The following is a 26,494-nucleotide window of genomic DNA, read 5'->3' on the forward strand; positions in this document are numbered from 1 at the left end:
ACTTAGCCCTGGCTGCAACGGCCCATGACGTTATAGGCCAGTACGTGGCGTTTGCCTTGCGAATCCTGGTAGGTCATGTGCGTCGGTACCACTGCGCAAACATCCGGCACCGGGTCTTCAGAGATGACCTTGGCGACATCCAGGTGGGTACCGTAGCGATATTGCTCGACCTGTTTAGTCGATGCAGAACCGTCCTGTGCTGCTACCACAGAGCTGAAGCCCAAGAGTGCGACGATGATCATTGCCGTTTTCATGATGTGATTTCCTAAAGTAAGTGTGATGTTGCTGGCAGGACGAACTTTAGGCTTGAGGGTTTTGCGCAAACAGACGCGAATCCAGGAAAGACTTTTATCAATTCCAAACACAATCGTCAGGTGTCTGACGTTATGGCGTTTTAGCTGTGACCGTTCGCTTCTGCGACGCCGCCACAATTAGCGGAAATGTATCCATTACAATTTTTTGAATGTATTGGATGATCGATCTTACGATTGTGCTCAAGACTTCTCTGGCGCGAGGCTCACCATGCACATAGCCATTCTTACCTTCGAAGGTTTCAACGAACTCGATTCGCTCATTTCCTTTGGCGTTCTCAACCGGGTTCAACAGCCTGGTTGGCGAGTATCTATCGCCAGCCCCACAGATAAGGTGCTGTCGATGAACGGCTTGAGGATAGAGGCGCAGGCATCAATAGAGGATGCCTGCGACGCGGATGCAGTGCTGGTGGGTAGTGGGCGATTAACGCGGGATGTCGTCGCAGACGATGCGCTAATGTCTAGACTTAAAATCGATCCAGCTCGCCAACTTCTGGGCGCCCAATGCTCGGGCACACTCATACTGGCAAAGCTCGGCCTGCTGGATGAGGTCCCGGCTTGCACGGATCTCATCACCAAGCCATGGGTTGAAGAAGCGGGGGTTGCGGTACTCGATCAGCCATTCGTAGCCAAGGGCAATGTCGCAACCGCTGGCGGTTGCCTGGCTTCGCAGTATCTGGCCGCCTGGTTCATTTCCCGTCTAGCGGGTGTAGAGGCTGCGCGCAGGGCACTTCATTACGTTGCCCCGGTGGGGGAGAAGGATCTGTATGTAGAGCGTGCGATGACGAACATTTCTCGGTTTCTTTAAGCCGACTACTGCTGCTAATGCATATGAGAAACTCAGTCTCGTCGAGTAATCCGGTCGTGTACTCAGACTCACCTGATAGACGACCGCTTACGAGATACTTAATTTGTCTCCGGGTTCCCTGCATTCTGGGCAAACGTATGGGGGAGCTGGCTTGATAAGCAGCCTGCGTGCTATCACCTTAGCCATCAACCTCAATGCCCCCAGTCCAACCAGCCACAACCCGCCGCGCGTCGCGGCGTACTGCCTGTGGAGGCACGCCGAAACCTCGGATGAAGGCTTCCCGCATGTGGCGGCGATCACGAAAGCCGGATTCGCTGGCGATGACATCAAGGGAGAGTCGGCTCTGCTCAATCATCAAACGGGCGGCCTCCAGGCGAAGTCCTTCGATGGCTTTGGCTGGGGGGTGTCCGGTTTCGGCAGTGAAAACACGGGTGAACTGGCGAGGGCTCAGGTGTGCCACGTCGGCCAGTTCCTCGACCCCGAGCGGTCGGTTCAGGTTCTGCCGTGCATAGTTCAAAGCGCTTTGGATGCGGTCGGACTTGGGCGCGAGGCCAAGCATTTCCGAATGCTGTGACTGGCCGCCGGATCGGTACTGGTGCATCACCAGTTTGTGCGCTACCGAGCGGGCAATATCGGCCCCCAGATCCTTCTCCACCATGCCGACAGCAAGATCCAGTCCTGCCGTCATGCCAGCCGAGGTCCAGATGGGGCCGTCGACGATATAGATGCGGTCGACCTCGACGATGATCTCCGGATGTTGCTTCTGCAGAATCTGGGCATAGGCCCAATGGGTCGTGGCTCGCCGCCCGGCCAGCAACCCCGACTCAGCAAGGATGAAACCGCCCGTACAGATGCCGACGGTGCGCCGTGCCTGACTGCCGGCTTGGCGTACGAAATCGAGCACAGCGGAGCTTGTATCATTCTTCAAGGGATCGTTGACCCCGACAACGATCCAGGTATCGGCCAGCCGTGGAGCCTGAAGTGGTCGGGTTTCCATGACAAGTCCCAGCGAAGAACGCACCATGCCGCCGTCCGGTGAGAAATTCTCGACGCTGTAAAAAGGCTCTTCCGCGACCTGGTTGGCGAACTCGAAAACGGTTTGGGTCGCCAGGGAGAGCACCTGAAAGCCATCGGTGAGCAAGTAGCCGATGCGATGCATGATTTATTCTCGGTTGTCCTGAATCACTACCTTATACGTCATTTGAGATATCGCCAAGCCGCCGCATTCTGTCCTCCAGTTCTTCCCATAACACTGGAGATTCGAAATGACTCAATCCCGTCTCGGTATCGCAATGATCACGGGTGCTTCGTCCGGTATAGGTGCCATTTATGCTGAGCGCCTGGCCCGCCGTGGTCATGACCTGATTCTGGTCGCGAGAAATCGTGACCGCCTGACTGTCTTGGCAAAGCGCCTGAGTGAAGAAACCGACCGCCACATTGAGATCGTGGTGGCCGACCTGTCTGACAGAGCCGACCTGGCGCGGGTCGAAGAGCGGCTCAGGACAGACGCAAACATTTGCCTGCTCGTGAACAATGCCGGGGTTGGAGCAACACAACCCCTGCTTGAGTCGAACATCGACAAACTCGAAGAGTTGCTCACGCTCAACGTGAACGTGCTGACGCGATTGACTTATGCTGTCGTTCCAGGCTTCGTCGCCCGTGGTGGCGGTATGCTGATAAACATCGCCTCGATTGTTGCCATTGCCCCGGAAGTGCTGAACGGCGTTTACGGCGGCTCCAAAGCATTCGTCCTCGCGTTCAGCCAATCTTTGCGTCATGAACTGGCGGACAAAAATATCAGAGTCCAGGTGGTACTGCCCGGCGCGACGGCCACGGAGTTCTGGAGCGTGGCCGGAACACCACTGGCGCACCTGCCGGAGAATATCGTGATGAGCGCGGACAATATGGTGGACGCTGCACTGTCCGGGCTTGATCAAGGCGAGTTCGTCACCATCCCGGCACTGCCGGAAATAGCCGACTTGAATGCCTACGAGGCGGCACGTCAGAAGTTGATGCCCAATTTGTCGCTCAGTGCACCAGCTGAGCGCTATCGCAACTGATGCTTGAGGCAGGTATTGAAGTAAAAGAGTGCGGGCTCGTTGGCGAGCCCGCACTGCTATTCGGGTATATCCACCGACCGCTTTTGGCCGGTAGCGGTCGCTTGTGAGCGTACGTGATGCGGCTAAAGAATATTTCAGCGCGATTTTAGGAACAGTCTGATAGGAAAACTCTTGATGAGTCCTGAGAATGGGGGTGAGACCTCTGATAATGCCCTCGTCGAAGGATTAAGCCGATGAAACCTCTGCGTGACCTTCAAAATCTTCAGCTAAGACTGGTTGAGTCTGCCTCTGTGAACGAAAGCTGCGCCGCTGACCTGTTAAGCATTCTGCAAAAACTGACGAACAAGGAGGCGAACAGCGTCGTTGAGATAATCGGCTTACTGCAGCATGAGGCAGCAATGCTTCAGCAACTATCGAGAGACTTGACGCTTCAACGCTATAAAACAATGTTTGGCTAACGACTTGCCGACCCGAGCAGCGCATCGCGAGCACTCTTGGATGGAGTTCCGCAAAGCGCAGGGAGAGGTTTTCACCGCTGTATACGCCATACAGCCGTAGCAAAGCGGTGCTTGTACGATGTCCTATCTCAAGGTATTACTACGTCTCCCACAAAAAAAATAAAACCACGGAGATCGCTACATGGACTCATCCCTGTCCGCCAATGCTGAAAGCCTTGACCCAGCGAAAGGCGACACCCGCCGCAGTTTCCTGAAAAAGTCCCTCGCCGTTTCCGCCACGCTCGCCACCGTCGGCAGTTCCGCGCTAACCCGACTCGCCGAGGCTGCCGAACCCTTGAGTCAGCGCTACCCTGATCCACTGATTCACATCCTCGACGACAGCTTCCTCGAACTACGTGTTTTCAACGCCAGTGTTGAAAAACTTGCCACCGGTATGCGCTGGGCCGAAGGACCGGTATGGGTTGGTGATGGCCGCTATTTGCTCGTCAGCGACATCCCCAATAATCGCATCATGCGCTGGGACGAAATCACTGACACCTTCAGCGTGTACCGCGAACACTCGAACTTCTCCAACGGCATGTGCCGGGATCGCCAAGGGCGTCTGATTGTCTGCGAAGGCTCCACCACCACCAGCGAAGGCCGCCGCATCACGCGCACTGAATCCAATGGCACGATCACCGTGCTGGCCGACAGCTTCGACGGCAAGCCTTTCAACTCGCCCAACGACATCGTCTGCAAAAGTGACGGATCGATCTGGTTCACCGACCCACCATTCCAGACCAGCAACAACTACGAAGGCCACAAAATCACCCCGAGCCAACCCCATGCCGTGTACCGCATCGACGGCGAAAGCAAAAAAGTCACCCGGGTCATCGACGACCTCAACGGCCCCAACGGCCTGTGCTTTTCGCCCGATGAAAAAACCCTTTACGTCGTTGAAGGTCGCGCCAAACCCAATCGCCTGATCTGGGCGATCGCCGTAAAGGACGACGGCACACTGGGCGAACGTCGCAAGCACATCGAAGGGCTGGAGTATGCCGCGATCGACGGCATCAAATGCGATGAAGCGGGCAACCTGTGGTGCGGCTGGGGCGGCAATGGTGATCCCAAGGCCGACCTGGAAAAACTCGACGGCGTGCGCGTTTTCAATCCGGAGGGCAAGGCCATCGGGCACATTTCCCTACCGGAACGTTGCCCGAACTTGTGCTTTGGGGGACGCGAAGGGAATCGGCTGTTCATGGCCAGCAGTCACTCGATCTACTCACTGTTTGTGAATACTCGCGGGACTACGTTTGCGCTGTAAAAATAGCCTGCAGCGCATCTGAGGATGCGCTGCATTTCCGGCTGTTTATGAAACCCTACGGTTTGGAGACGCCCGGCACATCCATGTTGATCTTGCGCCAGAACGCTTCAGAAAAACTGTAAACCGAGAAGGCAATCAACCCCAGGGCCATCAACATCAAAATCAGCCAACCCGCCGGAAGATTCTGCAGCGCATCGAGCGCCTCTTTCAGACCCGGTGGATCCACGGCTTGATAGGTGGAACCGCTGATTGCCAGGAGCAATGCAATCTCTATAAACACCACTCCGCGAGCGATCAGACCAAACCGGGAGACAGGGCGGACGTAGCGCATGACTTCTTCGTCGGCCTCAAAATACCTTTCGAACGACGCTTTCCAGCCCTTGATGAGGTGAGCAATGCCGACACCGAGCGGAACGAGAGCGATCACATACACCAACACATTCGAGTATTCCCACGACAAGAGATGTGCTAGCCAATCTTTGGTTTGCCCGCCGGTATTTCCCGAGCTTCGAATGCCGCTTACGAGCAGGCCCAATGCAAAAAACGCCAGAGCCCCGTTGACCAGACCTCCTGCCAGCAGGCCGGCACGAATCACCAGACCTTTGAGTTGTTTGCCGTGATGATCGACATCACGCGTAGCTTGCAAGACACGCCAAGCCGCAAAGGCGAGCAGACCCGCCACCACCAACCCAACTAAAAAATAGCCGAATGGCTGGCCTAGCAAGGCCTCCAGACTCTTGTGGCTGTCCTTGGGTCGGGTCGAATCCCGGGCGGCGAGCAATGCGAAGATACCAATGATCAAATACAGCACTCCGCGAGCGGCGTATCCGCCCCGGGCAAGTATTACAAGGCTGTGTTGCGCGGACATGGGGTGTATTCCTGAAAGGTCATAGGAGAGCAGACCCTTCTTGCCAGGAGGGGTTCTATTTCGCCTTCCTGGCACTCAAACGTTCGTTATGTGTTGCGGGCAGAGGAGGGCTTACTCAACCATCACCTCATCCAGTGCCTGCTCCAGCAGGTTGACCGTGCGCTCGAGATTCTGCAGCTTCTCCAGCCCGAACAGCCCGAGGCGGAAGGTCTGGAAGTCGGCCGGTTCGTCGCATTGCAACGGCACGCCGGCAGCGATCTGCAGGCCGTGTTCGGCAAATTTCCTGCCGTTCTTGATGTCGGCATCATCGGTGTAACTCACCACGACGCCGGGGGCCTGAAAGCCGACTGCAGCGACGCTTTTGAAGCCTTTGCCGGTCAACAGGGCGCGCACCCGATCACCCAGCGCCTGTTGTTCATCGCGAACCTTGTCGAACCCGTACGCTTGCGTCTCTTTCATCACGTCGTTGAACCGCGCGAGGGAATCGCTGGGCATGGTCGCGTGATAGGCATGTCCGCCCTGTTCGTAGGCCTGCATGATTTGCAGCCACTTTTTCAGGTCGCAGGCGAAGCTGCTGCTTTGCGTCTGTTCGATGCGCTCGAGCGCCGCAGCACTGAACATCACCAGAGCGCAGCAAGGGGAGGCGCTCCAGCCTTTTTGCGGGGCACTGATCAGCAGGTCGACGGCGCATTGGTGCATATCCACCCAAATCGTGCCGGAGGCGATGCAGTCCAGCACGAACAGACCACCCACTGCATGCACGGCGTTACCGACCGCGCGCAGGTACTCGTCGGGCAGGAGGATCCCGGATGAGGTTTCCACGTGGGGGGCGAAGACCACTTTCGGCTTCTGCGCCGCAATGGCTGCCAGCACTTCGTCCAGAGGTGGCGGGGCGTAGGCTGCCTGGCGACCCGTCTCGATCGGCCGGGCTTTTAACACCGTGGTGGCCGCCGGGATGTTGCCCATCTCAAGGATCTGGCTCCAGCGATAACTGAACCAGCCGTTGCGTATCACCAGACATTGCTGGCCGGTGGCGAACTGCCGTGCCACCGCTTCCATGCCGAACGTGCCGCTGCCCGGAACCACCGCCACGGCCTCGGCGTGGTAGACCTGTTTCAGGGTCGTGGAAATGTTCTTCATCACGCCTTGAAAGGACTGCGACATGTGGTTCAGCGAGCGGTCGGTGTAGACCACGGAATACTCGACCAATCCCTCGGGATCGATGCTCGGATAGAGCTTTGACATGGTGACTCCTTCGGCAGAGAGGTAAACATCTTTGGCAAGCAAGTGTAGGCAAAGGGCAGGGATCAGCTCATCGAAATGCGCAAATGAGGTTAGAGTGCTCGGCAATGTCTCTATCGTTGCGTGAACCATGAAGCTGCCGCTGTTTATTTCTCTGGATGGGCCCAAGGGCACCGGCAAAACCACACTGCTGGAGGCCGTTACCGCCGCACTGCGGGCAGACAAGCACAAAGTCATTCGGCTGTGCGAGAGAAAAAGCGATCCGTACCGCGGCGAAACCATGGCCCTGGTCAACCAACTCGCCAGACATCCCTCGCGGGAGCTGGAGTGGGCGGTGTGTCAGCGCCTTGCCGATAGCCGTCGCTGGATTTCCCGAGAAGTGCTGCCCAAACAGCCGCTGGACAGCATCATCCTGATCGACCGCTGGTATCCGTCGGATGCCGCATTTCGCCATAGCGTGCCGTTTGCCGAGATTCTGCAGTTGAACATGCAGCGAGGTGTGCGCGTACCGGATCTGCATGTCGGGGTCGTCACCGCACCGGATATTTCATGGGCGCGGGCAACGGCCCGATCACGAGGACTGGGCGGCACAGTGATCCAGAAACACGCCGAGCACGTCGTGTGTAGCGAGATGTTCGAGCAGGCGATTGCCGATCATGGCTGGGTGCTCTGCCGTAACGAAGGAACCATCGAAGCCGCAACGACTCAGGTAGTTTCAGAGATCTATAAAGTGCTTGGCTGATCGTCGATTCGCAGGCGCTGGTTTAATTTGAATTTCAGGTTTCTCTGATCTGAGCTAACTGTACTGACGGATCGCACGCAACCCATGCTCACAAACCTCTGGTATGTCGTCCTCCCATCGTCCCAGTTGACTGATGGATTGATGCCGGTTCAATTGCTCGGACAACCCTTCGTAGCGTTCCGCGATGACGCGGGTGTCGCTCACTTGCTGTCGGATATTTGCGTGCATCGCGGCGGTTCGCTGTCCGCCGGCAGCAAAGTCGGCAATAGCTTGCAGTGCCCTTATCACGGCTGGCAGTTTGGCGCTGATGGAGTGTGCACGCTGATACCGGCGCAGCCGGACCTGCGGATTCCCGCCAAGGCCCGAGTTGATGCCTACCTGACGCTGGAGCGATACGGTTGGGTCTGGGCTTTTCTGGGGGACCTGCCTGAGTCTGAGCGTCCGCCTTTACCCACGCTCGACTGGGTTGACGATCCCGCCATCCGCGTGGTCTCGGGCCACTTTGACTGGCAGGCCAGTTGGGACCGGATTATTGAAAACGGTCTGGACTTTGCGCACGCACCGTTTGTCCATGGCTCAACCTTCGGCGATCCGGATCATCCCGAGATTGAATCATTCGAGGTCGACAGCGATGCGTGGAGCGGCAGCGCCCAAATGCTTATGCGCAGGCCGGTACGCAAAGGGCTGCTGCGACGTAAATCCTCCACTGAGTTTGTCAGCGTGGTGACTGTTCCGGGTTTCCATTTGGCCGGCCCATGCACAACGCTGGAACTTGAATTACCGAATGGCTGGCGAATCTACATCGTCTCGGCGCATGTCCCGATTGACGCCAATCGCACGCGCACCTGGTGGATGATGGGCAGAACGTTCCTGCGCACCCGACTGCTGGATCGCAGGTTTATTGCGAGCAATATCCGTATCTTCGAACAAGATCATGCCGTGCTGAAAAACGTCCGGCCCGAACGTGTGCCGGACTCTTTCCAGCAGGAGGTTTCGTTGAAGTCCGATGCGCTGCAGATTGCTTTTCGCAAAGATGTGCAGGCACTGGAGTTGCGCGGCTGGCGCATCGACGAAGAGCGTCTTGCGCGAACCTTCACCGGACGCAAGGCCTGCGCGATACCCAGCCCTGAACGTCGACAAATTCGCGCTTGGGCGATCGAGCCGATTCCTCTCGTGGATATCACTCACGAATCTGAATAGTGGTGCGAGCCAGTCTGCACTTGACACAGACTGGCGCAACCCTCAGCGCGTTTCACACTGAGGCGAAGGCTCGCCGCTCAATGCGTCCACCATCGGCGGATGCTCCTGCACCGCTTGGCGCAGATCTTCGGTCACCCGCAGTTCCGCACCTGTCGGTGAGAACGTGGCTGCCGCCGCAAACGGCGCGGGATTGGCCGGAACCGGGCGTTTGCCACGGCGCCACAGGAAGAAGGTGACCATGCACAGATTGACCAGTGCAAACACCCAGAACAGTCCATTGGCGCCGAACGAGTTCATGACCGGCGAGATCATCATCGGGCTGATCGCCGAGCCCAGCGAATTGATCAGCAGCAAGCCCTGAATCATCGGCACCAAGGCTTCGGCCGGGGCGCGGTCGGCCGCGTGGCTGACGGCAACCGGGTACAGCGCGAATACGCCGCCACCGAGCAGAAACAACATCACCGCGAGCATCGTCGAGGACAACGGCACCAGGACGATCACCAGCGATAGCACCGTGCACGCCACCGTCAGAATGGTCAGCACCTGCAAGCGATCCTTGCGGTCGGACCAGCGCCCGACCGGGTATTGCAGGAGCATCGCGCCGAGGATCGTCCAGGCCATCATGCTGCCAACTTCCCCGACATTCAGACCGCTGCGTTGCAGATACAACGGCAGCAAGGTGTAAATCGCCGCGATGGTCACACCCGAACCGAAACAGCCGACCAGCCCGGTCGGTGTCACGCCCAGCAGTTGCCGTGGCTTGAGCGGTTCAACCTGATCGAGCAATGGCGACACGCGCGGCAGGATCACGATCGGCAACACCGACAACGAGGCGAGCATGCCGGCCACCATGAACGGTGCGCTGTCGCTCAACCCGGTGATTTTGCCCAGCGTTGCCTGGCCCAGCACACCAGCGCCGTACAAGACGATCATGTACAGCGCGAGCAAGCGCCCGCGAATCTTCGCGTCGCCCGCCAGCAGCAGCCAGCTTTCAATCACCAGAAACACGCCGACCGTGGCCCAGCCGTTGATCAGGCGCAGGGCAAACCAGCCCCAAGTGTCATAGAACAAGCCCTGCAGCAGGATGGTCACAGCGATCAACGAAGCAAAGCTGCCGTAGGCGCGGATATGGCCGATGCGCAGAATCAAGCGGTCATTGAATACGGCGCCCAGGGTCAGGCCGATGAAGTAGGCCGATGACACGACACCGATCATCGTCGCCGAAGCGCCGGCGGCGTCCAGTCGAAGGGTGGTAAGCGATGACAAAAAACCGTTGCCCAGCGCAACAATGAACAGCCCGAGCAGGGGCGCCAGCGCCATGGCCAGCAAACGCGGAGACATAAAAACCTCTAGAGATCGAACAGCGCAACGTGCGCCTCTGCGCATGCGATTGCCAAGCCGGGGTGTGTGGTGCGGGTGCCTGCCGAACGGGCAGGGCGGTTGGATACGTTTCGGTCACCAGATCCGGCGACTGCAAGAGCGCGCGGATTCTAAGGCTTGTGCGCAATTTTCCAATGGCTGATTGCTGCGACAGTTGGACGCAGGTCAATCAAGGCTGAGTCATAACGACAGCTCATCCTTTGCCGGGCAAAAATGTCCCTTTATTGATCCTCTTGCGCTGGTTAGCCTGTGCGGTCGGTTTGCCATTTTGTGCCGGGAGTCATGATGCTGATCAAAGGTGAGCGGGCCGCCACAGCGTGTGGTTTGGTGGCGATTGTTTTGTGGAGTACCGCCGCCGGATTGATCAGGGGCGTCAGCGAGCACTTCGGTCCGCTGGGAGGCGCTGCGCTGATCTATTCGCTGGGCGCCATGCTCTTGCTGGTATTTCTCGGTCGCCCGCGGATTCGCTCGACCTCCAGGCTCTATCTGGTGCTGGGCAGCGCCTTGTTCGTCGCGTATGAAGTGTGCCTGTCGTTGGCGCTGGGTTTCGCCAGTGATCGTCATCAAGCCATTGAACTGGGCGTGGTCAATTATCTGTGGCCGTGCCTGACCGTGGTGCTGGCGATTGTCATGAACGGGCAGAAAACCCGCTGGTTCATCATTCCAGGCTCCGCGCTGGCGATTTTCGGCATCTTGTGGGTGGTCAGTGGCGAGGGGTTATCGTTGCCAGGGATTGTGCGCAATGTTCAGTCCAACCCGTTGAGCTACAGCCTGGCATTGACCTGTGCGATTACTTTTGCGCTGTATTGCAATGTCACGCGTCGTTATGCCGGCGGGCAGAATCTGGTGGTGCTGTTTTTCGTATTGACGTCCGTCGTGCTGTGGGTGAAGTGGTACGTGAGCCAGGAACATATACCGCCATTCACTTGGGAAAACTCCCGGGAGCTGCTGGCAGCCGGAATCGCCATGGCCGGCGGTTACGCGCTGTGGAACATCGGCATTCTACGGGGAAACCTGACCTTGCTGGCGACTGCGTCCTACTCCGCGCCGGTGCTGTCGTCGGCGTTCGCCGCGCTGTGGCTGGGCGTGAGTTTGCAGATGCAGTTCTGGCAGGGCGCCGTGCTGGTGACGGCGGGGTCACTACTGTGTTGGCATGCGACCCGGCAGCGCGCCGTACCCCAGACAACACCGATCAAGGTCAGTGTGGGCGATAACCCTCACTGAAGATGCCAATCCCCGCTTCCATCAATGCTGCCCGTGCGTTATGTCTCCAAAAATCTTGCGGCGTAACTGACAAACAACAGCAGAAATACCAAGCCACCCAATGCGACCACCAGCGTACTGAAATGCGCAACCATGCCGATAAACGCCGGCCCCATGAGAATGCCGGCGTAGCCCATGGAAATGATCGCCGGAATCGCTGTGCGCTGGGGCATGCGCTGTTGCCGACCTGCCGCCGTAAACAGCACCGGAACAATGTTCGAGCAGCCGATGCCGACCAAGGCATAGCCCAGCAATGCCGCTTGCCAGCTATCGAACACAAGGGAAACCAGCATGCCCGCCGCCGCGCAGATCCCGCCCAGCGCCACCACGCGAACACCACCCAGTCGGCTGACGATGGCATCTCCGGTCAGGCGCCCGAGCGTCATCGCCGCCGCAAAACTCGCATAGCCCAAACCGGCGTAGCTGGGTTCCATCGCGCGTTGCGAGGCGAGAAAAACCGCGCTCCAGTCGAGCATGGCGCCTTCCGTGAGGAAAACAATGAAACACAGACAGCCCAACAGCAGCACGATCCCCCTTGGCAGCGCCAACAACGGACCGTCTCTCTCCGTGCCATAGGGCAACAAACCTGGCGCAGCCTTGTACAGCGCGGCGAGGATAATCGCCACCAGACAAAGCACGGACAGCAGTGGATTCAGTCCCAGGCTGAGCATCGCCGTCATGGCCCCGGAACCGGCGATACCGCCGACACTGTAGAGCCCGTGAAAACCGGATTGCAGGGTTTCGCCGCTGTTCTTTTCAACGATGATGGACTGGATATTGATCGCGCAATCGAGCATGCCCATGCTGGCGCCGAACCCCAGCACGGCGAGCGCCAGCCCCGGCAGCCATGTCAGATGGCTGAGCATCGGCAGCACCGAACACAACGCGAGAGTTGAGCAGATGATCACTGGCCGGCAGCCAAAACGTGCAGTCAGGTAACCGGCAAACGGCATGGCGACGATCGAGCCGATACCAAATCCCAGCAACAACAGGCCCAGTCCACCGTCGTCCAGTCCGGTACGCGCTTTCACCAACGGAACAAGTGGTGCCCAGGCCGACATCACAATGCCGGTGATCAAAAATACAATGCGCGTGGACACGCGTTCGCCGTGGTTTGCATAAGCTGCCAGGGATGACGTCGAGGTGTTCATTGATGCGGACATCCTATCGGTGTCTCCCGGCTTTTTCGGCGACGAACCGGAACAACAGTTTTTCGAGACGAAAGAGTCCCTGCCAGCATCCGTCGGGATGCTGAAGGGAGGAGGGGTGGAACTGGTGAGGAGAACCCGGATCAGCCAACAGACTTCAACGGGATAGGGCCTTTGAGCCGATCCATCATGGTCGCGCAGTACCAGTCATCGAACTGACAAACACCAGTCTCGGCTGTTTCCGAATAAGGACCCGGCTCGTACGAAGGCGAGGTCACGCCGCGCTGGGTGCCTTCGACCAGCGTGCGGTCCTGATCGTTGGTGGCAATCCAGACTTTGGTCAGGCGTTCGAGATCGTAATCCACGCCTTCCACTGCGCTGTCGGGTACCAGCCATTTGGTGGTGACCAAGGTTTCAGTGGCGCTGATCGGCAGCACGCGGAAGCTCAACGCGTGGTCACCGAGGAAGTGATTCCAGGTGGACGGGTAGTGGAAGTACAACAGCGCGCCGATGTCCGCTTCAGCTGTCTTGTCCAGGCGACCGGCAACGGCTGGTTTGCCATCCATGGTGTAGCTGACGGCACCGGATGACAGGGGAATACGGGTCATGCGGAACTGACCATTGATATCCATCACCAAACGGCTTGGTAACCCGGCGCTCTCGCACTTGGACCAGTAGGCCGAGAGTTCGGGATCATCTTCACCACTGATGCCGCCCACCGAAAGGTTATCGACGAACGAATGCAGCAGCTCCGGGTGTGAGCCGTCGCAGTGGTAACACTCGCGATTGTTTTCGAAGACCAGTTTCCAGTTGCCTTTCTCGACGATGTTCGATTCGAACGCCACTTTGCAGTTTTCAAGATAGTGCGGCGCTACAAAAGGGCTGACGGCTTTGCGGAATCCTTCGAAGTCGGGAGCCTTGGCGGCCACGCAGACATAAATGTAGGTATCGACGATCTCGCAGTGAACGCTTTTCAGACTGTATTGGGATTTGTCGAAATCCTGGCCCATGTTGCCGGCGAACAACAGGTTGCCATCCAGCTCGTACGTCCACTTGTGATACGGGCAAACCATCTTCGCCACTTTGCCGTGATCGGCCTCACAGATTTTCGCGCCACGGTGACGGCAGGCGTTATGGAATGCCCGGACCTCGCCGTCTTTGCCACGGACGACGGCAACGGGATAGTCACCGATTTGCAGGGTGAAATACTGCCCCGGTTTGGTAATTTCAAACGTGTGGCCGGCGAAGATCCAGTCCTTGTGCCAGATCTGCTCAAGGTCCTGACGGTAAACGCTTTCATTGCTGTAAAGAGCGCCCGGCAGCGAGTGCCAGGGTTTGCGCTGTGCGATCAGGTCAAAAACACTTTCTTTATTGTTCATTTTTATCCTCCCATAGGCGACATGGTTCTCAGCCTATATGGCCGAAGACAGCCGTCACAAACGACATTTGCTGTGGGCAATTCATGCGTTGGGGTTATCGATGGGGCCTGACGGGAGCGGCGGAACTGCGGGGAAAATCGCTTCCATGGCAGTAATGGCGCAACTGGATTGAGCGATGTGTTTGATCACCGCTTTCACCTCGGCACTGCGTTCTACACCGAGACCGCTGGCGAACAGATCAAATTTCTGACTCAGCTCTGCAGCGCTGAGGGCCGTTTCGGGATCGCCACGCGCGGCGGTGACCGGACTGACCAGCACGGCACCGTTTTTCAGGGTAATGGTCAATCGCGAGAGGATTTCGTCGGGGAATCGGGCGGAGATATCGGCGGCTTCGACGACTTCGATACGACGGCTCAACGCGAGAATGTCTTCGGCAAAAATCGCCGCCCCGGTGACTTCCTCCGGACCGACCTTGCCCCGGACAATCAGTGCAGCCAGCGGAAAGGCCAAGGCGTACTGCGCCTGGTCGGCGTCACTCGGCGTATGCCCCTGCAAACACATCGACTCGTAGAACGTTTCCACTCGAACGGTTTCAATCGAGTCGGCATGGAGTTGAGGATTTTCCCGCTGCAGTTCGAGCATGGCGGTCAGCGCCGGTTGCGCCCAACGGCAGACCGGCCAGGGTTTGAAATACTGACTGTCGATCTCCCAGCGTGTACCGATGTCGGTCCAGTATTCGGCGACGGTGACATCTTCAACCGTTTCTGCCGGTGCACCGGTGATGCCTTCCCGGGCCATGAGCAGGGCGTTCAAACCCGCAAATGCGCCTGCTCCGTGGGCATCGCGCAGCATCGTCGGCGCTTGCACCACGCGCATCATCGGGCAGCGTGCGCTGAAGTATTCGGCGATGCCCAAGGCGTGGCGAAAGGTCGGTTCATCGAAGCCCAGCAAGCGCGCCCCGGCACAGACCACACCCAGCGCGGAAAAACCACCCGATGCGTGATAAGTCGGCGAAGTCGCCATCAAGGCCGAACCTGCCCGCAGCGCCGTTTCATAACCGATGCACAGGGCAGTGAGCAGTTCATGGCCGCTGATCGACTGGCCTTGATGATGCAGCGCATCGGCGAGGGCAAGCACGGCGGGAACAACAGTCGCTCCGGCGTGCCCCTTGGATTTGAAGTGGCCTTCGTGGGCGTCGAGGCTATCAGCGCTGAACCCGCCGGCCCACGCTGCGCCGAGCACGTTGACACGCTGCCCGGCAAAGATCAGGCGACTGCTATAGGCGCCCGCCGGGTAATGCCGTTCGGCAAAACGCCGCATCGCGCTGCTGGTGTCATTGCTGGCCGCGCCGGCCATGACGCCGACGATATCCAGCAGACTGTCCTGCACGATTGCACGAGTCTTGAGCGGGGCATCGAGGAAATCAAAGTCGCGACAGAATTCGAAGAGTGACATTCAACAATCCCTTCCTGTGAGTTGAGCCGGGCCGATCATGGCCGGCGCTGCTCAACAATGAGCCACGGGGAGGGTGCCGCTCTAGCAACATTTTCGTCGGGCTATTGATAACCAAATCACCCAACGCTTGTGCCGAGCGGATTAACGGCGGGGAAACTTCGCCAGAATCCATTCGCGAAAACGCCGCAGTTCTTCTTCGTTTTCGGAGCTTTCGCGACAGCTCAGGTAGTGCCAGCTATTGCGCAATTGCACCTGTTGCTCGATCGGTCGCACCAGCAGGCCTTGCTGTACCAATCCCGTGACCAGGTGATTCCAGCCCAACGCGATGCCCTGATGGGTCAGGACCATGCTGATGAGCAGGTTGTAGTCGTTGGCGTTGAAGATCTGTGGGCTGTTCGGCGGACGGTCATCGATATCGATGGCCTGAAATGCCAGCCACACGCCCCAGTCGACATGCTCGGCGACCTGCGAGCGGCCATAGGGGCTCAGGTTGAGCAGGGCCGAATCGCGCACGCCTTCGATCGTCGCAATCTCCGGGTGTTTCTCCAGATACTGCGGGGTGCACACCGGATAAATCACGTCGTGGCACAACGGGTAGCTTCTATAACCATCACGAATGCGCGAAATCTTGTTAATGAAGATGTCCGGCTGCACACCGGGTTCCATGGTCAGAAAGTTCTGCGTGGTGATCAGGTTGAGTTCGATATCCGGGCACTGCGCAAAGAACTCTTGCAGATGATTCGACAGCCACAGTGCGGAAAAGGCCGGCGAGCAACAAACGGTGAGCACCTTCTTGGTCGACTGGCTGCTGCGGATGCGTTCGGCAGCCTGGGCGATGTTGACGAACGACAGCTGCGCGGCATCGAAGAACACCGCGCCGGCGGCCGTCAGTTCCACCGCACGACCGACCCGGGTAAACAGCTGCGCGCCCAGATAGCTTTCCAGCTCACGGATCTGCCGGCTGATCGCGGCTTGAGAAACGCACAATGCCTCGGCCGCACGGGTGAAGCTTTCGTATTTGGCCGCGGCGACAAATGCCTTCACAGCCCTTAAGGACGGCATTTTCAGCAGGATGGTGTCAGGGTCGACATGCTTGCTCATTCGTACACTCTCCTAACGATACAGCTCCCCAACGAAGCGCGAGGAGGGTAACGGAACCGTGCGGGGACGGCTACGCGAGCGTCGCTGTGGGGATAGACCCGGTCGCTCATGGTGCTGACGCAGCACCCGGCAACGGCAGTCTTCGCAACCGATAACCCGACGTTATCGAATTGTCCCTGTAAATGTAGTTGGATTAAGCGGGGTGATGCTAATAGATTTGAAACATCCCTTTTTCCTGGGACCTCAAAAATAATAAAAGGAAGCCCGTCGTGAAGACATTTATTCATTACCGCTGCCGCTTACAATTATTTTTGCTCGTTTGCCTGTCGCTTAATGCGAAAGATGCACGATGCGAAGGAGGCATGGTATGACAAGTTCCGACGAGATCATCTGCGTAAAGAATGTTTTCAAAGTCTTCGGTACGCAGCCAGCACTTGCCATGGAAATGGTTAAAGAAGGCGCATCAAAAGCTGAAGTGTTCAAAAAGACCGGTCAGGCGATTGGTGTTTTTGATGCCAACTTCTCGGTTCGCCGTGGCGAGATTTTCGTGATCATGGGTTTGTCCGGTTCGGGCAAATCGACCATGGTCAGATTGTTCAACCGGTTGATCGAACCAACCTCCGGGCAGATCTTTCTCAATGGCAAGGAAATCACCGGCCTGGGCGACAAGGACTTGTTGCAAGTTCGCCGCAAAGACATGGGCATGGTCTTCCAGTCGTTTGCTTTGATGCCGCACATGAGCGTCATCGACAACGTCAGCTTCGGCCTGGAAATCAGTGGCGTCAGCGAGAAGGAACGCTATTGCCGCGCGATGGGCGCACTGGAGCAGGTCGGGCTTTCGGGGCAGGAGCTGAGCTTTCCTCACCAACTCTCCGGCGGTATGCAACAACGCGTCGGCCTGGCCCGCGCGCTGGCCAACGATCCCGCCATTCTGCTGATGGATGAAGCCTTCTCGGCTCTTGATCCGATGATTCGCAGCGAGATGCAGGGCGAGCTGATCAAGCTCCAGGCCGAGCAGGACCGCACGATCATTTTCATCTCCCACGATATAGAAGAAGCGGTTCGAATCGGTCACCGCATTGCCATCATGGAAGGTGGGCGGGTGGTGCAAATCGGCACGCCGCGTGAACTTCTGTGCAACCCGGTGAATAAATATGTTCGCGATTTCTTTAATGGATTCGACACCAGTCGCATTCTGAAAGCGGGCGATATCGCGCAACAGGATTGCAATGTCGCTTATATACCGGGCGGGCAAACGCCGATTAAAGCGGAAGCGTCTCTTCGCGACATCTTTCATCTGGTTGCGGCCTCGTCAACTCCCATGCCGGTGGTGGATGAAGTTGGGCTTTATAAAGGTTCGATTTCGCAAGGCCATCTTCTGAGTTGTCTGTGTAACAGCTGAACTGCGAATAATCAGAATTGATTTACCGCTTCTGAGGGCGAGGTAGCACCATGTCAGACTTCAACTTTCTAGATCCTTTCCAAAGTTTAAATATTCCCTTGGGTTCGTGGGTAGAGACCGCCCTTAAATATCTGGTGCATAACTTCAGGGAAGTGTTTCGCTCGATCCGCTGGCCGGTCGATCAAGTACTCGACGGTGTGCAGTGGGGACTGCTGTCGGTTCCGCCCACGGTGTTCATCATCATCGCCGGACTGATCAGTTGGCAGATTGGCGGCAAGCGCATCGCGATCTTCAGCGTCGCAACCCTCACCGGGCTTGGACTGATCGGTGTGTGGAACGATGCGATGGTCACGCTGGCCCTGGTGCTGACCTCGCTGTTGTTCTGCGCGGTCATTGGCATACCGCTGGGCATCTTGTGTGCACGCAGTGATCGCACGGAAATGATCATTCGCCCGGTGCTGGACGCCATGCAAACGCTCCCTGCATTCGTCTATCTGGTGCCGGTGGTGATGCTCTTTGGTATCGGCAACGTCCCCGGTGTGATCGTCACCATCATCTTTTCCGTCGCGCCGCTGGTGCGGCTAACCAACCTTGGTATTCGCCAAGTCCCTGCGGACAAGGTCGAAGCCGCCCGCGCGTTCGGCTGCACAGCTACGCAAATGCTTATGAAGGTGCAATTGCCGTTGGCGGCGCCAACGATGATGGCCGGCCTCAACCAGACACTGATGCTGTCGCTGTCGATGGTGGTGGTCGCCTCGATGATTTCGGTGGGCGGTCTGGGCTTGATGGTGTTGAGCGGCATCGGCCGCCTCGACATGGGCCTGGCCAGCGTCGGTGGCGCGGGGCTGGTGCTGCTCGCGGTATTCCTTGATCGACTGACCCAGGCAATGGGTGAGCGCAGCAGCGATCTGGCCACGGGTCAGCGCTGGTATGAAAGCGGCCCCGTGGGGCTGGTCATGAAACTGAAGAAAAAGAAGAACGTTGTACGTCCAGTGACGAATTGAGTTGGCCTGCTCACCCCATTAAAAACTCCAAGCGTGGTGAAACATGAAACTGACAAATCTCAAGAAAAGCGTGGTGGCGAGCCTGGTGGCTTCGGTGTTTGGCACCTTGCTGTGCTCGGCGGTTTACGCGGCCGATGCCAACAAACCCGGTGCCGGTGTTTCGATTACGCCGATTTTCCCGACCATTGCTGAAGAACGCTTTCGTGGTGAGGTGGTGATCGCCGGCCTTAAGGAGTTGGGCTACGACGTCAAACAGCCAAAAGAAGTCGACTACCCGGCGATGTTTCTCGCGCTGTCTTATGGTGATGCGGATTTCACCGTGCATGAATGGGAACACCTGCACCAAGCGTTTTATGAAAAGGCCGGCGGCGATGACGTGATGGTCAAGGTCGGGCAAGTCATGAAAGGCGTGCTGCAGGGCTACATGATCGACAAGAAGACCGCCGAGGCTTATCAGATCAAGGATCTGTCGGACCTGAAGAAACCCGAAATCGCCAAGCTCTTCGACAGCAATGGTGACGGCAAGGCCGACCTGACGGGCTGCAATCCGGGTTGGGGCTGCGAGATCATGATCGAACACCACATGAAAGCCTATGGCTTGGGTCCCACCGTAGTCGACAACCGCGGCTCGTACTTCGCGTTGATGGCTGACACCATTGCGCGGCTTCAGCAAGGCAAGCCCGTGCTGTTCTTCACTTGGGTTCCGCAGTGGATTGCCAGTGTATTGGTGGAAGGGCGTGACGTCGTCTGGTTGCCGGTGCCTTTCACCTCGCTGCCGGATGGCAAGGAAAGCAAGGACACCTTCCACGACGGCAAGAACCTCGGTTTCCCGGTGGACACGATCAATGCCGTCATGAGCAAAGAGTTCGCCGAGAAGAACCCGGTGGCGCGCAAATTCCTCTCTGAAGTCAGCATCCCGACGGCCGCTGAAAGTGCGCAAAACCTGCGCATGCAAAACGGTGAGAAGTCGCTGGCCGACATCAAGCGTCATGCCGCGGAATGGATCAAGGCCAACCAGCAAGCCTATGACGGCTGGTTGAGTGACGCCCGGGCGGCAGCGAAGTAATCGGTTCGACCACGGTTTGGCGGCGGGCGGTGCCAGTCGCCAAGCCACAAGGTTGTCGTTTCAAGTGAAGGTGAGCGGGTGACGCAAGATGGAAACGTTCCAGAGTCCGTTGAAACAACAGAACATCGGCTTTCGCCCATCCACCGTGATGTCGGGCCATGAACGTGTGGTGCGGGTGGCGTTTATTCTGCTCGATCATTTTTCCTTGACGACCCTTTCAACGGCGATGGACGCCTTGGCCACTGGAAACCTGATCAACGCTGAGACGATTTACACGGTATCGACCTACTCACTGCAGGGCGGGCTGGTTGAAAGTGATATTGGCGTGTCGCTGGCTTCGCAAAGGCTGCTTGCCGAAGGTTTCAATCATGATGCGGTGATTGTCGTCGGAGGCCAGCGTGTGAGGCTTGCCACACAGCCAGTGCTGCGCCGAGTGCTGAAGAAGTCCTCGGGCAAAGGGATCGTTGCCGGGTGCTGGAATGCCGCGTTTTATCTGGCCGATGCCGGTTTGCTGGAGGCTTGCGAGTTCGCCTGTCACAGCGACAGCTGCGGCCTGATCAATGAATATTTCCCGCAGTTGAAAGTTTCCGCTCGTGAGTTTATTTGCACAGAGCGCCGGGCCACTTGCGCCAACGCTCATTCGGCGCTGGATATGACCCTGGCGATCATGCAGGAGCTGGGAGCGGGTAACGATGCGGCACTGGTCGATGAAATAAAACGGGTTCACCAGTCTGGACACCTTCAACCGAAGACTGCCGACAGTCTCCGCTGTTCAGCGATTCCCAAGCCTTTGAACATCGCGCTCGACTTGATGGAACAAAACATTGAGGAGCCGTTGGAAATTGACGCAATCGCCAGTCAGGTCGGCGTGTCACGCCGGCAACTGGAAAGAAGGTTTGCCCGCTATCTGAATGCGGCACCCAATCGTTACTACCTGGAGCTGCGTTTGACTCGGGCCCGGCAACTGATTGTGCAAAGTGATCGCTCGTTGACGGATGTCGCTTTGGCAACCGGGTTTGTCAGCTATCCGCACTTCTATAAACGCTTCAAGGACTTGTTCGGCTTACCGCCCATGACCTTCAGGGATTATTACTACTCGAGCGACTGTGCCAGTAGCGGACGTTATGCCGTAGCGGCCAGTTTTTAAAACAAACAGTCAATCGTCACTGTTTGCGCAAGTGCCAGTTTTACAAGTTTCCGGATCAACGCCACTGCGTGCGTTCGCTTTGTGCCGCGTGCGTTTTGCAACTTCAACGATTAACGGTTCAACACTATGAAAGTCAGTTCATTACCCGCCGATGATGATAGTTGTGGCTGGTTTCATTTGAGCAAGCCACGCAGTCCCGAACCGGCTCACCGTGGGCACCGTTCCGTTCGCTGGGTGATCATCGGTGCCGGCTTCACGGGACTGGCGTGCGCGCGGCAACTGGCGTTGAATTTTCCCGACGACGAAGTGGTGCTTATCGAAGCGCAGGAAGTCGGGCTGGGGCCATCGGGGCGCAATGCCGGTTTTGCCATTGATCTTCCCCATGACATTGGCGCTGAGGATTACATCGGTGACATCGCGCTGGCCCGGACCAGTTTGAAACTCAATCTGGCCGGCCAATCGATACTTCGCGAGCTGGTCGATCAATACCGCATCGACTGCCAGATGAAAGCCTGCGGCAAATATCAGGCGGCGGTAGAGAATCGCGGTATCGCCGTACTCGATGCCTATCGCCGGGGCCTGGAAAAACTCGATCAGCCCTTTCAAATGATTGATGCCGACGAATTGCCCGAACACTTGGGCACACGGTTTTACCGCCAGGCATTGTTCACCCCGGGGGCGGTGCTACTGCAACCGTCCGGACTGGTGAAAGGCCTCGCCGACAACCTGCCATCGAACGTCACGCTGTATGAGCGCACCCCGATTCTGGAAGTGGAATACGGCGCCAAGACGATCCTCAAACACGCTCACGGCAGCATCACCGCCGACAAGCTGATTCTGGCGAACAACTCGTTCGGCATGCGTTTCGGTTTCCTGCAAGGGCGCATGTTGCCGATCTACACCTACGCGAGCATCAGCCGGCCGCTGACCGAAGAGGAGCAGGCGCGCCTGGGCGGCAAACCGTTCTGGGGCGCCATTCCGGCCGATCCGTTCGGCACCACGGTGCGCCGCACCCCGGATAACCGCCTGCTGATCCGCAACAGTTTCACCTTCAACCCGGATGGCCGCAGCAACAGCAAATACAACGAACGTTTCGTGCGTCGGCACAAGGCTTCATTCGATCAGCGGTTCCCGATGTTGCCGGACGTAACGTTCGACTACACCTGGGGCGGCGCCTTGGCCATGTCGCGCAACCACAACGGCTTCTTCGGTGAACTGGCGCCCAATGTTTATGGCGCGCTGGGATGCAACGGTCTGGGCGTCACGCGGGGAACTGTCACCGGCAAGTTGCTCGCTGACTGGCTGGCGGGGCAGCGTGACCCACTGATTGATTTCCTGTTGCAGGCGCCAGGGCCCAACAGCAACCCGCCAGAACCGTTCCTTTCGCTTGGGGTGAACATGAACCTCAAGTGGGGGCAGTACCGCGCAGGGAGAGAAAGCTGAGTCTGCGTTGGCCGGTCGCTGAAGCCTCGTCGCTCTGCTGCCGTCCTGAAGGCTTCACCGCCAATAACCAAGGTCTGCCCGGCATGCCGTCGGGCGCACGGATTGAACATTGAACCACTGGAGAAAACGCTATGAACTTTGACGGAATTTTCACCCCTGCCATTACCCCGTTGTCCGCTGATGGCCAGATCGACTATTCGGCGTTCTCCGAGGTGCTCGAATACCTGATCGAGTCCAAGGTTCACGGCATCGTAATTGGCGGCTCCACCGGCGAGTATTACGCGCACACCGCCGAGGAGCGCGTGGCCGTCGCCGAGCGGGCCAAAGAGGTGATCCGCGGACGTTTGCCACTGGTGATCGGCACCGGTGGCATTCGTACCGAAGATTCTGTGTACTTTGCCGAGAAGGCCAAGTCACTTGAAGCGGACGCTATTCTTGTGGGGTCACCGCCATACGCCTTGCCGACGCAAAAGGAAATTGCCGCCCATGTGCTCGCCGTGGACAAGGCCGCCGGGCTGCCGATCATGCTTTACAACTACCCGTCGCGGATGGGCGTGGCGATGGGCGATGAGTTTTTCGAAGCGATTGCTGGCTGCAAGAACATCGCCGCGATCAAGGAAAGTTCGGGCGAGATGAGCCGCCTGCACCGTCTGGCTCACGCTCATCCGTCGATCCAGCTGTCCTGTGGCTGGGATGATCAGGCCCTGGAGTTTTTCGCCTGGGGCGCGCGCAGCTGGGTTTGCGCCGGCTCGAACTTCATCCCGCGCGAACACATCGCGCTCTACGAAGCCTGTGTCCTCGAGAAAAATTTCGATAAGGGCCGGCGGATCATGTCGGCGATGTTGCCGTTGATGGATTTCCTCGAGAGCGGCAAGTTCGTGCAGTCGATCAAACATGGCAGCGAACTCAGTGGGCTGCGTGCCGGCGGTGTCCGGGCGCCACTGCAAGCGCTGGAGCCTTCCGAGAAGCAAGCGCTGGAAAGCGTGATCAAAACCCTGCAGAAAAACGTCGCGCGTATCGTCGAGGAGGCTTGAAATGGCAGACCTGCTGAGTAAAGAGCAATATCTCGAGTTGGCTGCGAAGCTCGAATTTCGCAATCAGGCCTTCATCAACGGCCAGTTTTGCGCCTCGCGGTCAGGCAAGACATTCACCACAACCAACCCGGCTACCGACCAGGTGCTGACCGAGATTGCCGCGTGCAATGCCGACGACGTCGATGCAGCGGTAGCGGCGGCCAAGGAAGCCTTTGACGACGCACGCTGGCATTCACTGGCGCCGTCCGCACGCAAATCGGTATTGCTGCGCTTTGCCCAATTGCTGGAAGACAACGCCCACGAACTGGCAGTGCTGGAAAGCCTGGACAGTGGCAAGCCGATTCGTGAATGCCAGAACATCGACGTGCCGGAAACGATTCATACGCTGCGTTGGCACGCCGAGCTGATCGACAAGATCTACGACGCTACGGCTCCCGTCGGCTCGGGTGCGGTGACCATGGTTGTGCGTGAACCGATTGGCGTTGTCGGCCTGGTGTTGCCGTGGAACTTCCCGCTGCTGATGCTCGCCTGGAAAATCGGCCCATCGCTGGCCGCAGGCTGTTCGATCGTGGTCAAACCGGCCAAGGAAACCACGTTGAGCACTTTGCGCGTCGCCGAACTGGCGCATCAGGCAGGGATTCCCGCTGGCGTGTTCAACGTCGTGCCCGGGGGAGGCAAGGAGGCCGGTGAGCCACTGGGGCGTCACGCGGATGTGGCCATGGTCAGCTTCACCGGCTCAACCGATACCGGGCGGCTGTTCCTCAAGTATTCCAGCGAATCGAACCTGAAACGCATCGTGCTGGAATGTGGCGGCAAGAATCCTGCCGTGGTGATGAATGATGTCGAAGACATCGACCTCGTCGCCCAGCATGTGGTGAATGGCGCGTTCTGGAACATGGGTGAAAACTGCTCGGCCTCATCGCGGCTGATCGTCCACGCTGACATCAAGGATGAACTGTTGCAGCGTGTCCAGGTGCATCTGGGTGACTGGAAAATGGGCGATCCACTGGATCCTGAGAACCGCCTGGGTTCGATGATCAGCAAGGCGCATTTCGACAAGGTGCGCTCCTACCTTGATGTGGCCCGCGACGAAAACCTGCGTGTGCTGGTAGGCGGCAAAACCCGCCAGGATATTTTCGTCGAGCCCACTATCGTTGACGGCGTGAGTCGCGATAGCCGTTTGTTCCAGGAAGAGATCTTCGGCCCTGTACTGAGCGTCACCACGTTCCAGACCGTTGACGAAGCCATTGTGCTGGCCAACGACACAGCCTACGGCCTGGCAGCATCGGCTTACACCGGCAACCTGCGCCATGCCCTGAAACTCTCGCGCGGGATTCGCGCCGGGATCGTCACGGTGAACTGCTTCGGTGAAGGCGATGCCTCTACGCCATTCGGCGGCTACAAGGAGTCGGGGTTCGGCGGGCGCGACAAGTCGATCTGGGCGCACGATCAATACACCGAAATCAAAACCATCTGGATTGACGCTTCCTGATAGTGCTTTGACGGCAGAAATCGTATCGCCTCGACACTGGATTCAGTGGCGGGGCGATTGACCCATTCCATGAGCTGAGCCAATAGCAGCACAACTCGACCGTGAACAACCGCTGGCGAGAACCCCTCACGCACTGACTTTAACCTCAGCCTTGACGACTGATTTACGATAAGTCAGCAAAACGATGCCCGTGACCACAATCACCCCGCCGAGAATCTGTCCGTTGCTGAGCATTTGATCCAGCACAATCCAGCCCATCAACAACGTTGCCAATGGCTCGATGTTCATGACCGGCGCATTGCGCGGCATGTCGAGGCGAGGCACCGAAATGAACAGAACGATAAAACCCGTGCCGTACAGCACCACAAGGGTGGCGAGGGCCAGCCATCCGGTCGAGGTGGCGGGCAGGTTCAATCCGCCGGGAAGGGCGCCCGTCAGCCCTGCCAGGTTGACGCTGCTGAACACGATGAAAATGGTCAGCAGACTGCGCACCGAGCCACGTACCTGAGACAGTTTGTGGTCAGTGATCCACAGCGCACAGGCGAACACGCTGGCGGCGCAGAACGCGAGCGCGACGCCCGTCAGCCATTGCGCACTGACGTCTGTTGTGGTCGAGAGACGCCCGGGGACATCCAGCACAAACACCAGGCCCAGCAGAATCAAACCCATCAACGTCGCGGTGCGTGCGCTCGGTCGCGCACCACCCAACGCCCAGGTCAGCAATGCCAGCAGAATGGGGAATACGTTCGCCACCAGCAGCGCCAGCGCCACCGGCACCCGCGCAACAGCAGAGTAAAGGCACAGACTCTGCGCAGTGATCAGCAACCCCAGCAACAGTTGCCAGCGCCAGGCACCCGCCGGCAAGCGCGGGCTTTGTCTTTGCCACAGCACCAGGATGGCGAGCACCAGCAAGGTCCCGCCGGAACGCATCAAAATCGCCAGCAGCACACCCGCACCATCATCAAAGGCGACTCGCGCCGCCACATGATTGCCGGCAAACGCACAGCCCATGCAGAACAGAATGATTACTGCGAGAGAGCGGGGGTAGGGTGGCGGTACGGCTTGCGCAGCGGTAAGGCGAGGCATGGCAGATCTCAGGATTGTTAGCCGTTCGAACGACTTGGTTTTTATTAGGTTGTCGTACAACAAGGCGGTTTTACCGCATTCGACAACGTCGGGCAATAGATC

The 26,494-nt window shown here is 58.0% G+C and carries 24 protein-coding genes; 14 read left to right on the plus strand and 10 right to left on the minus strand.

Features of this window, described 5'->3' with window-relative positions:
- Window positions 1–2: 2 nt before the first annotated feature.
- Complete coding sequence (locus RMV17_RS14045; RefSeq protein ID WP_034154070.1) at window positions 3–254, minus strand: DUF2790 domain-containing protein; 252 nt, start codon at window positions 252–254, stop codon at window positions 3–5.
- A gap of 268 nt (window positions 255–522) precedes the next feature.
- On the opposite strand from RMV17_RS14045, the gene RMV17_RS14050 reads away from it, so the two are divergent.
- Window positions 523–1,119 carry a DJ-1/PfpI family protein gene (locus tag RMV17_RS14050; protein WP_034154069.1) on the plus strand — a complete coding sequence of 199 codons (597 nt, stop codon included), beginning with the start codon at window positions 523–525 and terminating at the stop codon, window positions 1,117–1,119.
- Window positions 1,120–1,297: 178 nt separating this feature from the next.
- On the opposite strand, the gene RMV17_RS14055 is transcribed toward RMV17_RS14050, so the two are convergent.
- On the minus strand, window positions 1,298–2,278 hold the full coding sequence (locus tag RMV17_RS14055) for a GlxA family transcriptional regulator (protein WP_311886904.1): 981 nt from the start codon (window positions 2,276–2,278) through the stop codon (window positions 1,298–1,300).
- 106 nt (window positions 2,279–2,384) lie between these two features.
- Between RMV17_RS14055 and RMV17_RS14060 the strand changes: the two genes are divergently transcribed.
- The 3 genes from RMV17_RS14060 to RMV17_RS14070 all read left to right on the plus strand — a co-directional run bounded on the left by RMV17_RS14060 (window position 2,385) and on the right by RMV17_RS14070 (window position 4,940).
- Window positions 2,385–3,179: an SDR family oxidoreductase gene (locus RMV17_RS14060; protein ID WP_311886905.1), complete on the plus strand. Its 795-nt coding sequence runs from the start codon at window positions 2,385–2,387 to the stop codon at window positions 3,177–3,179.
- A gap of 233 nt (window positions 3,180–3,412) precedes the next feature.
- Window positions 3,413–3,637, plus strand: a complete 225-nt coding sequence (locus RMV17_RS14065) for a hypothetical protein (RefSeq protein WP_034154066.1) — start codon at window positions 3,413–3,415, stop codon at window positions 3,635–3,637.
- A 181-nt stretch (window positions 3,638–3,818) separates the two neighbouring features.
- On the plus strand, window positions 3,819–4,940 hold the full coding sequence (locus tag RMV17_RS14070; protein WP_311886906.1) for an SMP-30/gluconolactonase/LRE family protein: 1,122 nt from the start codon (window positions 3,819–3,821) through the stop codon (window positions 4,938–4,940).
- 55 nt (window positions 4,941–4,995) lie between these two features.
- Here the strand turns inward: RMV17_RS14070 and RMV17_RS14075 are convergent, their stop codons facing one another.
- A complete protein-coding gene (locus tag RMV17_RS14075; RefSeq protein ID WP_311886907.1) occupies window positions 4,996–5,808 on the minus strand; it encodes a DUF1206 domain-containing protein in 813 nt (270 codons plus the stop codon).
- A 111-nt stretch (window positions 5,809–5,919) separates the two neighbouring features.
- Entirely contained in the window at window positions 5,920–7,053 is a 1,134-nt protein-coding gene (locus RMV17_RS14080) for an aminotransferase class V-fold PLP-dependent enzyme (protein WP_311886908.1), read from the minus strand.
- A gap of 127 nt (window positions 7,054–7,180) precedes the next feature.
- Here RMV17_RS14080 and RMV17_RS14085 point away from each other — a divergent pair, with 127 nt between their 5' ends.
- Together RMV17_RS14085 and RMV17_RS14090 are read left to right on the plus strand one after the other, a co-directional pair.
- Window positions 7,181–7,792 (plus strand): dTMP kinase, encoded by a 612-nt coding sequence (locus RMV17_RS14085; RefSeq protein ID WP_311886909.1) that lies wholly within the window; start codon window positions 7,181–7,183, stop codon window positions 7,790–7,792.
- A 141-nt stretch (window positions 7,793–7,933) separates the two neighbouring features.
- Entirely contained in the window at window positions 7,934–8,992 is a 1,059-nt protein-coding gene (locus RMV17_RS14090) for an aromatic ring-hydroxylating dioxygenase subunit alpha (protein WP_311887049.1), read from the plus strand.
- A 42-nt stretch (window positions 8,993–9,034) separates the two neighbouring features.
- Here the strand turns inward: RMV17_RS14090 and RMV17_RS14095 are convergent, their stop codons facing one another.
- Window positions 9,035–10,333: an MFS transporter gene (locus RMV17_RS14095; RefSeq protein WP_311886910.1), complete on the minus strand. Its 1,299-nt coding sequence runs from the start codon at window positions 10,331–10,333 to the stop codon at window positions 9,035–9,037.
- A gap of 324 nt (window positions 10,334–10,657) precedes the next feature.
- Between RMV17_RS14095 and yddG the strand changes: the two genes are divergently transcribed.
- Window positions 10,658–11,596, plus strand: coding sequence for an aromatic amino acid DMT transporter YddG (yddG, locus tag RMV17_RS14100; protein WP_311886911.1), 939 nt, complete (start codon window positions 10,658–10,660; stop codon window positions 11,594–11,596).
- Window positions 11,597–11,634: 38 nt separating this feature from the next.
- Here the strand turns inward: yddG and RMV17_RS14105 are convergent, their stop codons facing one another.
- From RMV17_RS14105 to RMV17_RS14120, 4 genes are all read right to left on the minus strand, one after another.
- Entirely contained in the window at window positions 11,635–12,786 is a 1,152-nt protein-coding gene (locus RMV17_RS14105) for an MFS transporter (protein WP_311887050.1), read from the minus strand.
- A 140-nt stretch (window positions 12,787–12,926) separates the two neighbouring features.
- The gene (locus tag RMV17_RS14110) at window positions 12,927–14,162 is read right to left on the minus strand and encodes an aromatic ring-hydroxylating dioxygenase subunit alpha (RefSeq protein WP_311886912.1); all 1,236 of its coding nucleotides are present in this window, start codon (window positions 14,160–14,162) and stop codon (window positions 12,927–12,929) included.
- A gap of 81 nt (window positions 14,163–14,243) precedes the next feature.
- Window positions 14,244–15,617, minus strand: a complete 1,374-nt coding sequence (locus tag RMV17_RS14115) for an MmgE/PrpD family protein (RefSeq protein WP_311886913.1) — start codon at window positions 15,615–15,617, stop codon at window positions 14,244–14,246.
- 141 nt (window positions 15,618–15,758) lie between these two features.
- Window positions 15,759–16,718: a LysR family transcriptional regulator gene (locus tag RMV17_RS14120; protein ID WP_311886914.1), complete on the minus strand. Its 960-nt coding sequence runs from the start codon at window positions 16,716–16,718 to the stop codon at window positions 15,759–15,761.
- 367 nt (window positions 16,719–17,085) lie between these two features.
- Between RMV17_RS14120 and RMV17_RS14125 the strand changes: the two genes are divergently transcribed.
- The 7 genes from RMV17_RS14125 to RMV17_RS14155 all read left to right on the plus strand — a co-directional run bounded on the left by RMV17_RS14125 (window position 17,086) and on the right by RMV17_RS14155 (window position 25,306).
- Window positions 17,086–18,120, plus strand: a complete 1,035-nt coding sequence (locus RMV17_RS14125; protein ID WP_311886915.1) for a glycine betaine/L-proline ABC transporter ATP-binding protein — start codon at window positions 17,086–17,088, stop codon at window positions 18,118–18,120.
- Window positions 18,121–18,170: 50 nt separating this feature from the next.
- A complete protein-coding gene (proW, locus tag RMV17_RS14130; protein WP_311886916.1) occupies window positions 18,171–19,124 on the plus strand; it encodes a glycine betaine/L-proline ABC transporter permease ProW in 954 nt (317 codons plus the stop codon).
- Window positions 19,125–19,167: 43 nt separating this feature from the next.
- Complete coding sequence (gene proX, locus RMV17_RS14135) at window positions 19,168–20,190, plus strand: glycine betaine/L-proline ABC transporter substrate-binding protein ProX (protein WP_311886917.1); 1,023 nt, start codon at window positions 19,168–19,170, stop codon at window positions 20,188–20,190.
- Window positions 20,191–20,365: 175 nt separating this feature from the next.
- The gene (locus tag RMV17_RS14140; RefSeq protein WP_311886918.1) at window positions 20,366–21,337 is read left to right on the plus strand and encodes a helix-turn-helix domain-containing protein; all 972 of its coding nucleotides are present in this window, start codon (window positions 20,366–20,368) and stop codon (window positions 21,335–21,337) included.
- A 126-nt stretch (window positions 21,338–21,463) separates the two neighbouring features.
- Window positions 21,464–22,780: an FAD-binding oxidoreductase gene (locus RMV17_RS14145; protein WP_311886919.1), complete on the plus strand. Its 1,317-nt coding sequence runs from the start codon at window positions 21,464–21,466 to the stop codon at window positions 22,778–22,780.
- Window positions 22,781–22,911: 131 nt separating this feature from the next.
- Window positions 22,912–23,814 (plus strand): dihydrodipicolinate synthase family protein, encoded by a 903-nt coding sequence (locus tag RMV17_RS14150; protein WP_311886920.1) that lies wholly within the window; start codon window positions 22,912–22,914, stop codon window positions 23,812–23,814.
- A 1-nt stretch (window position 23,815) separates the two neighbouring features.
- Window positions 23,816–25,306, plus strand: coding sequence for an aldehyde dehydrogenase (locus RMV17_RS14155; RefSeq protein ID WP_311886921.1), 1,491 nt, complete (start codon window positions 23,816–23,818; stop codon window positions 25,304–25,306).
- A 126-nt stretch (window positions 25,307–25,432) separates the two neighbouring features.
- Here RMV17_RS14155 and RMV17_RS14160 read toward each other — a convergent pair whose 3' ends face one another.
- Window positions 25,433–26,392: a DMT family transporter gene (locus tag RMV17_RS14160; RefSeq protein WP_311886922.1), complete on the minus strand. Its 960-nt coding sequence runs from the start codon at window positions 26,390–26,392 to the stop codon at window positions 25,433–25,435.
- Window positions 26,393–26,494: the final 102 nt, after the last annotated feature.

The organism is Pseudomonas sp. VD-NE ins, from assembly GCF_031882575.1.
Classification (GTDB): Bacteria; Pseudomonadota; Gammaproteobacteria; order Pseudomonadales; family Pseudomonadaceae; genus Aquipseudomonas; species Aquipseudomonas fluorescens_BZ.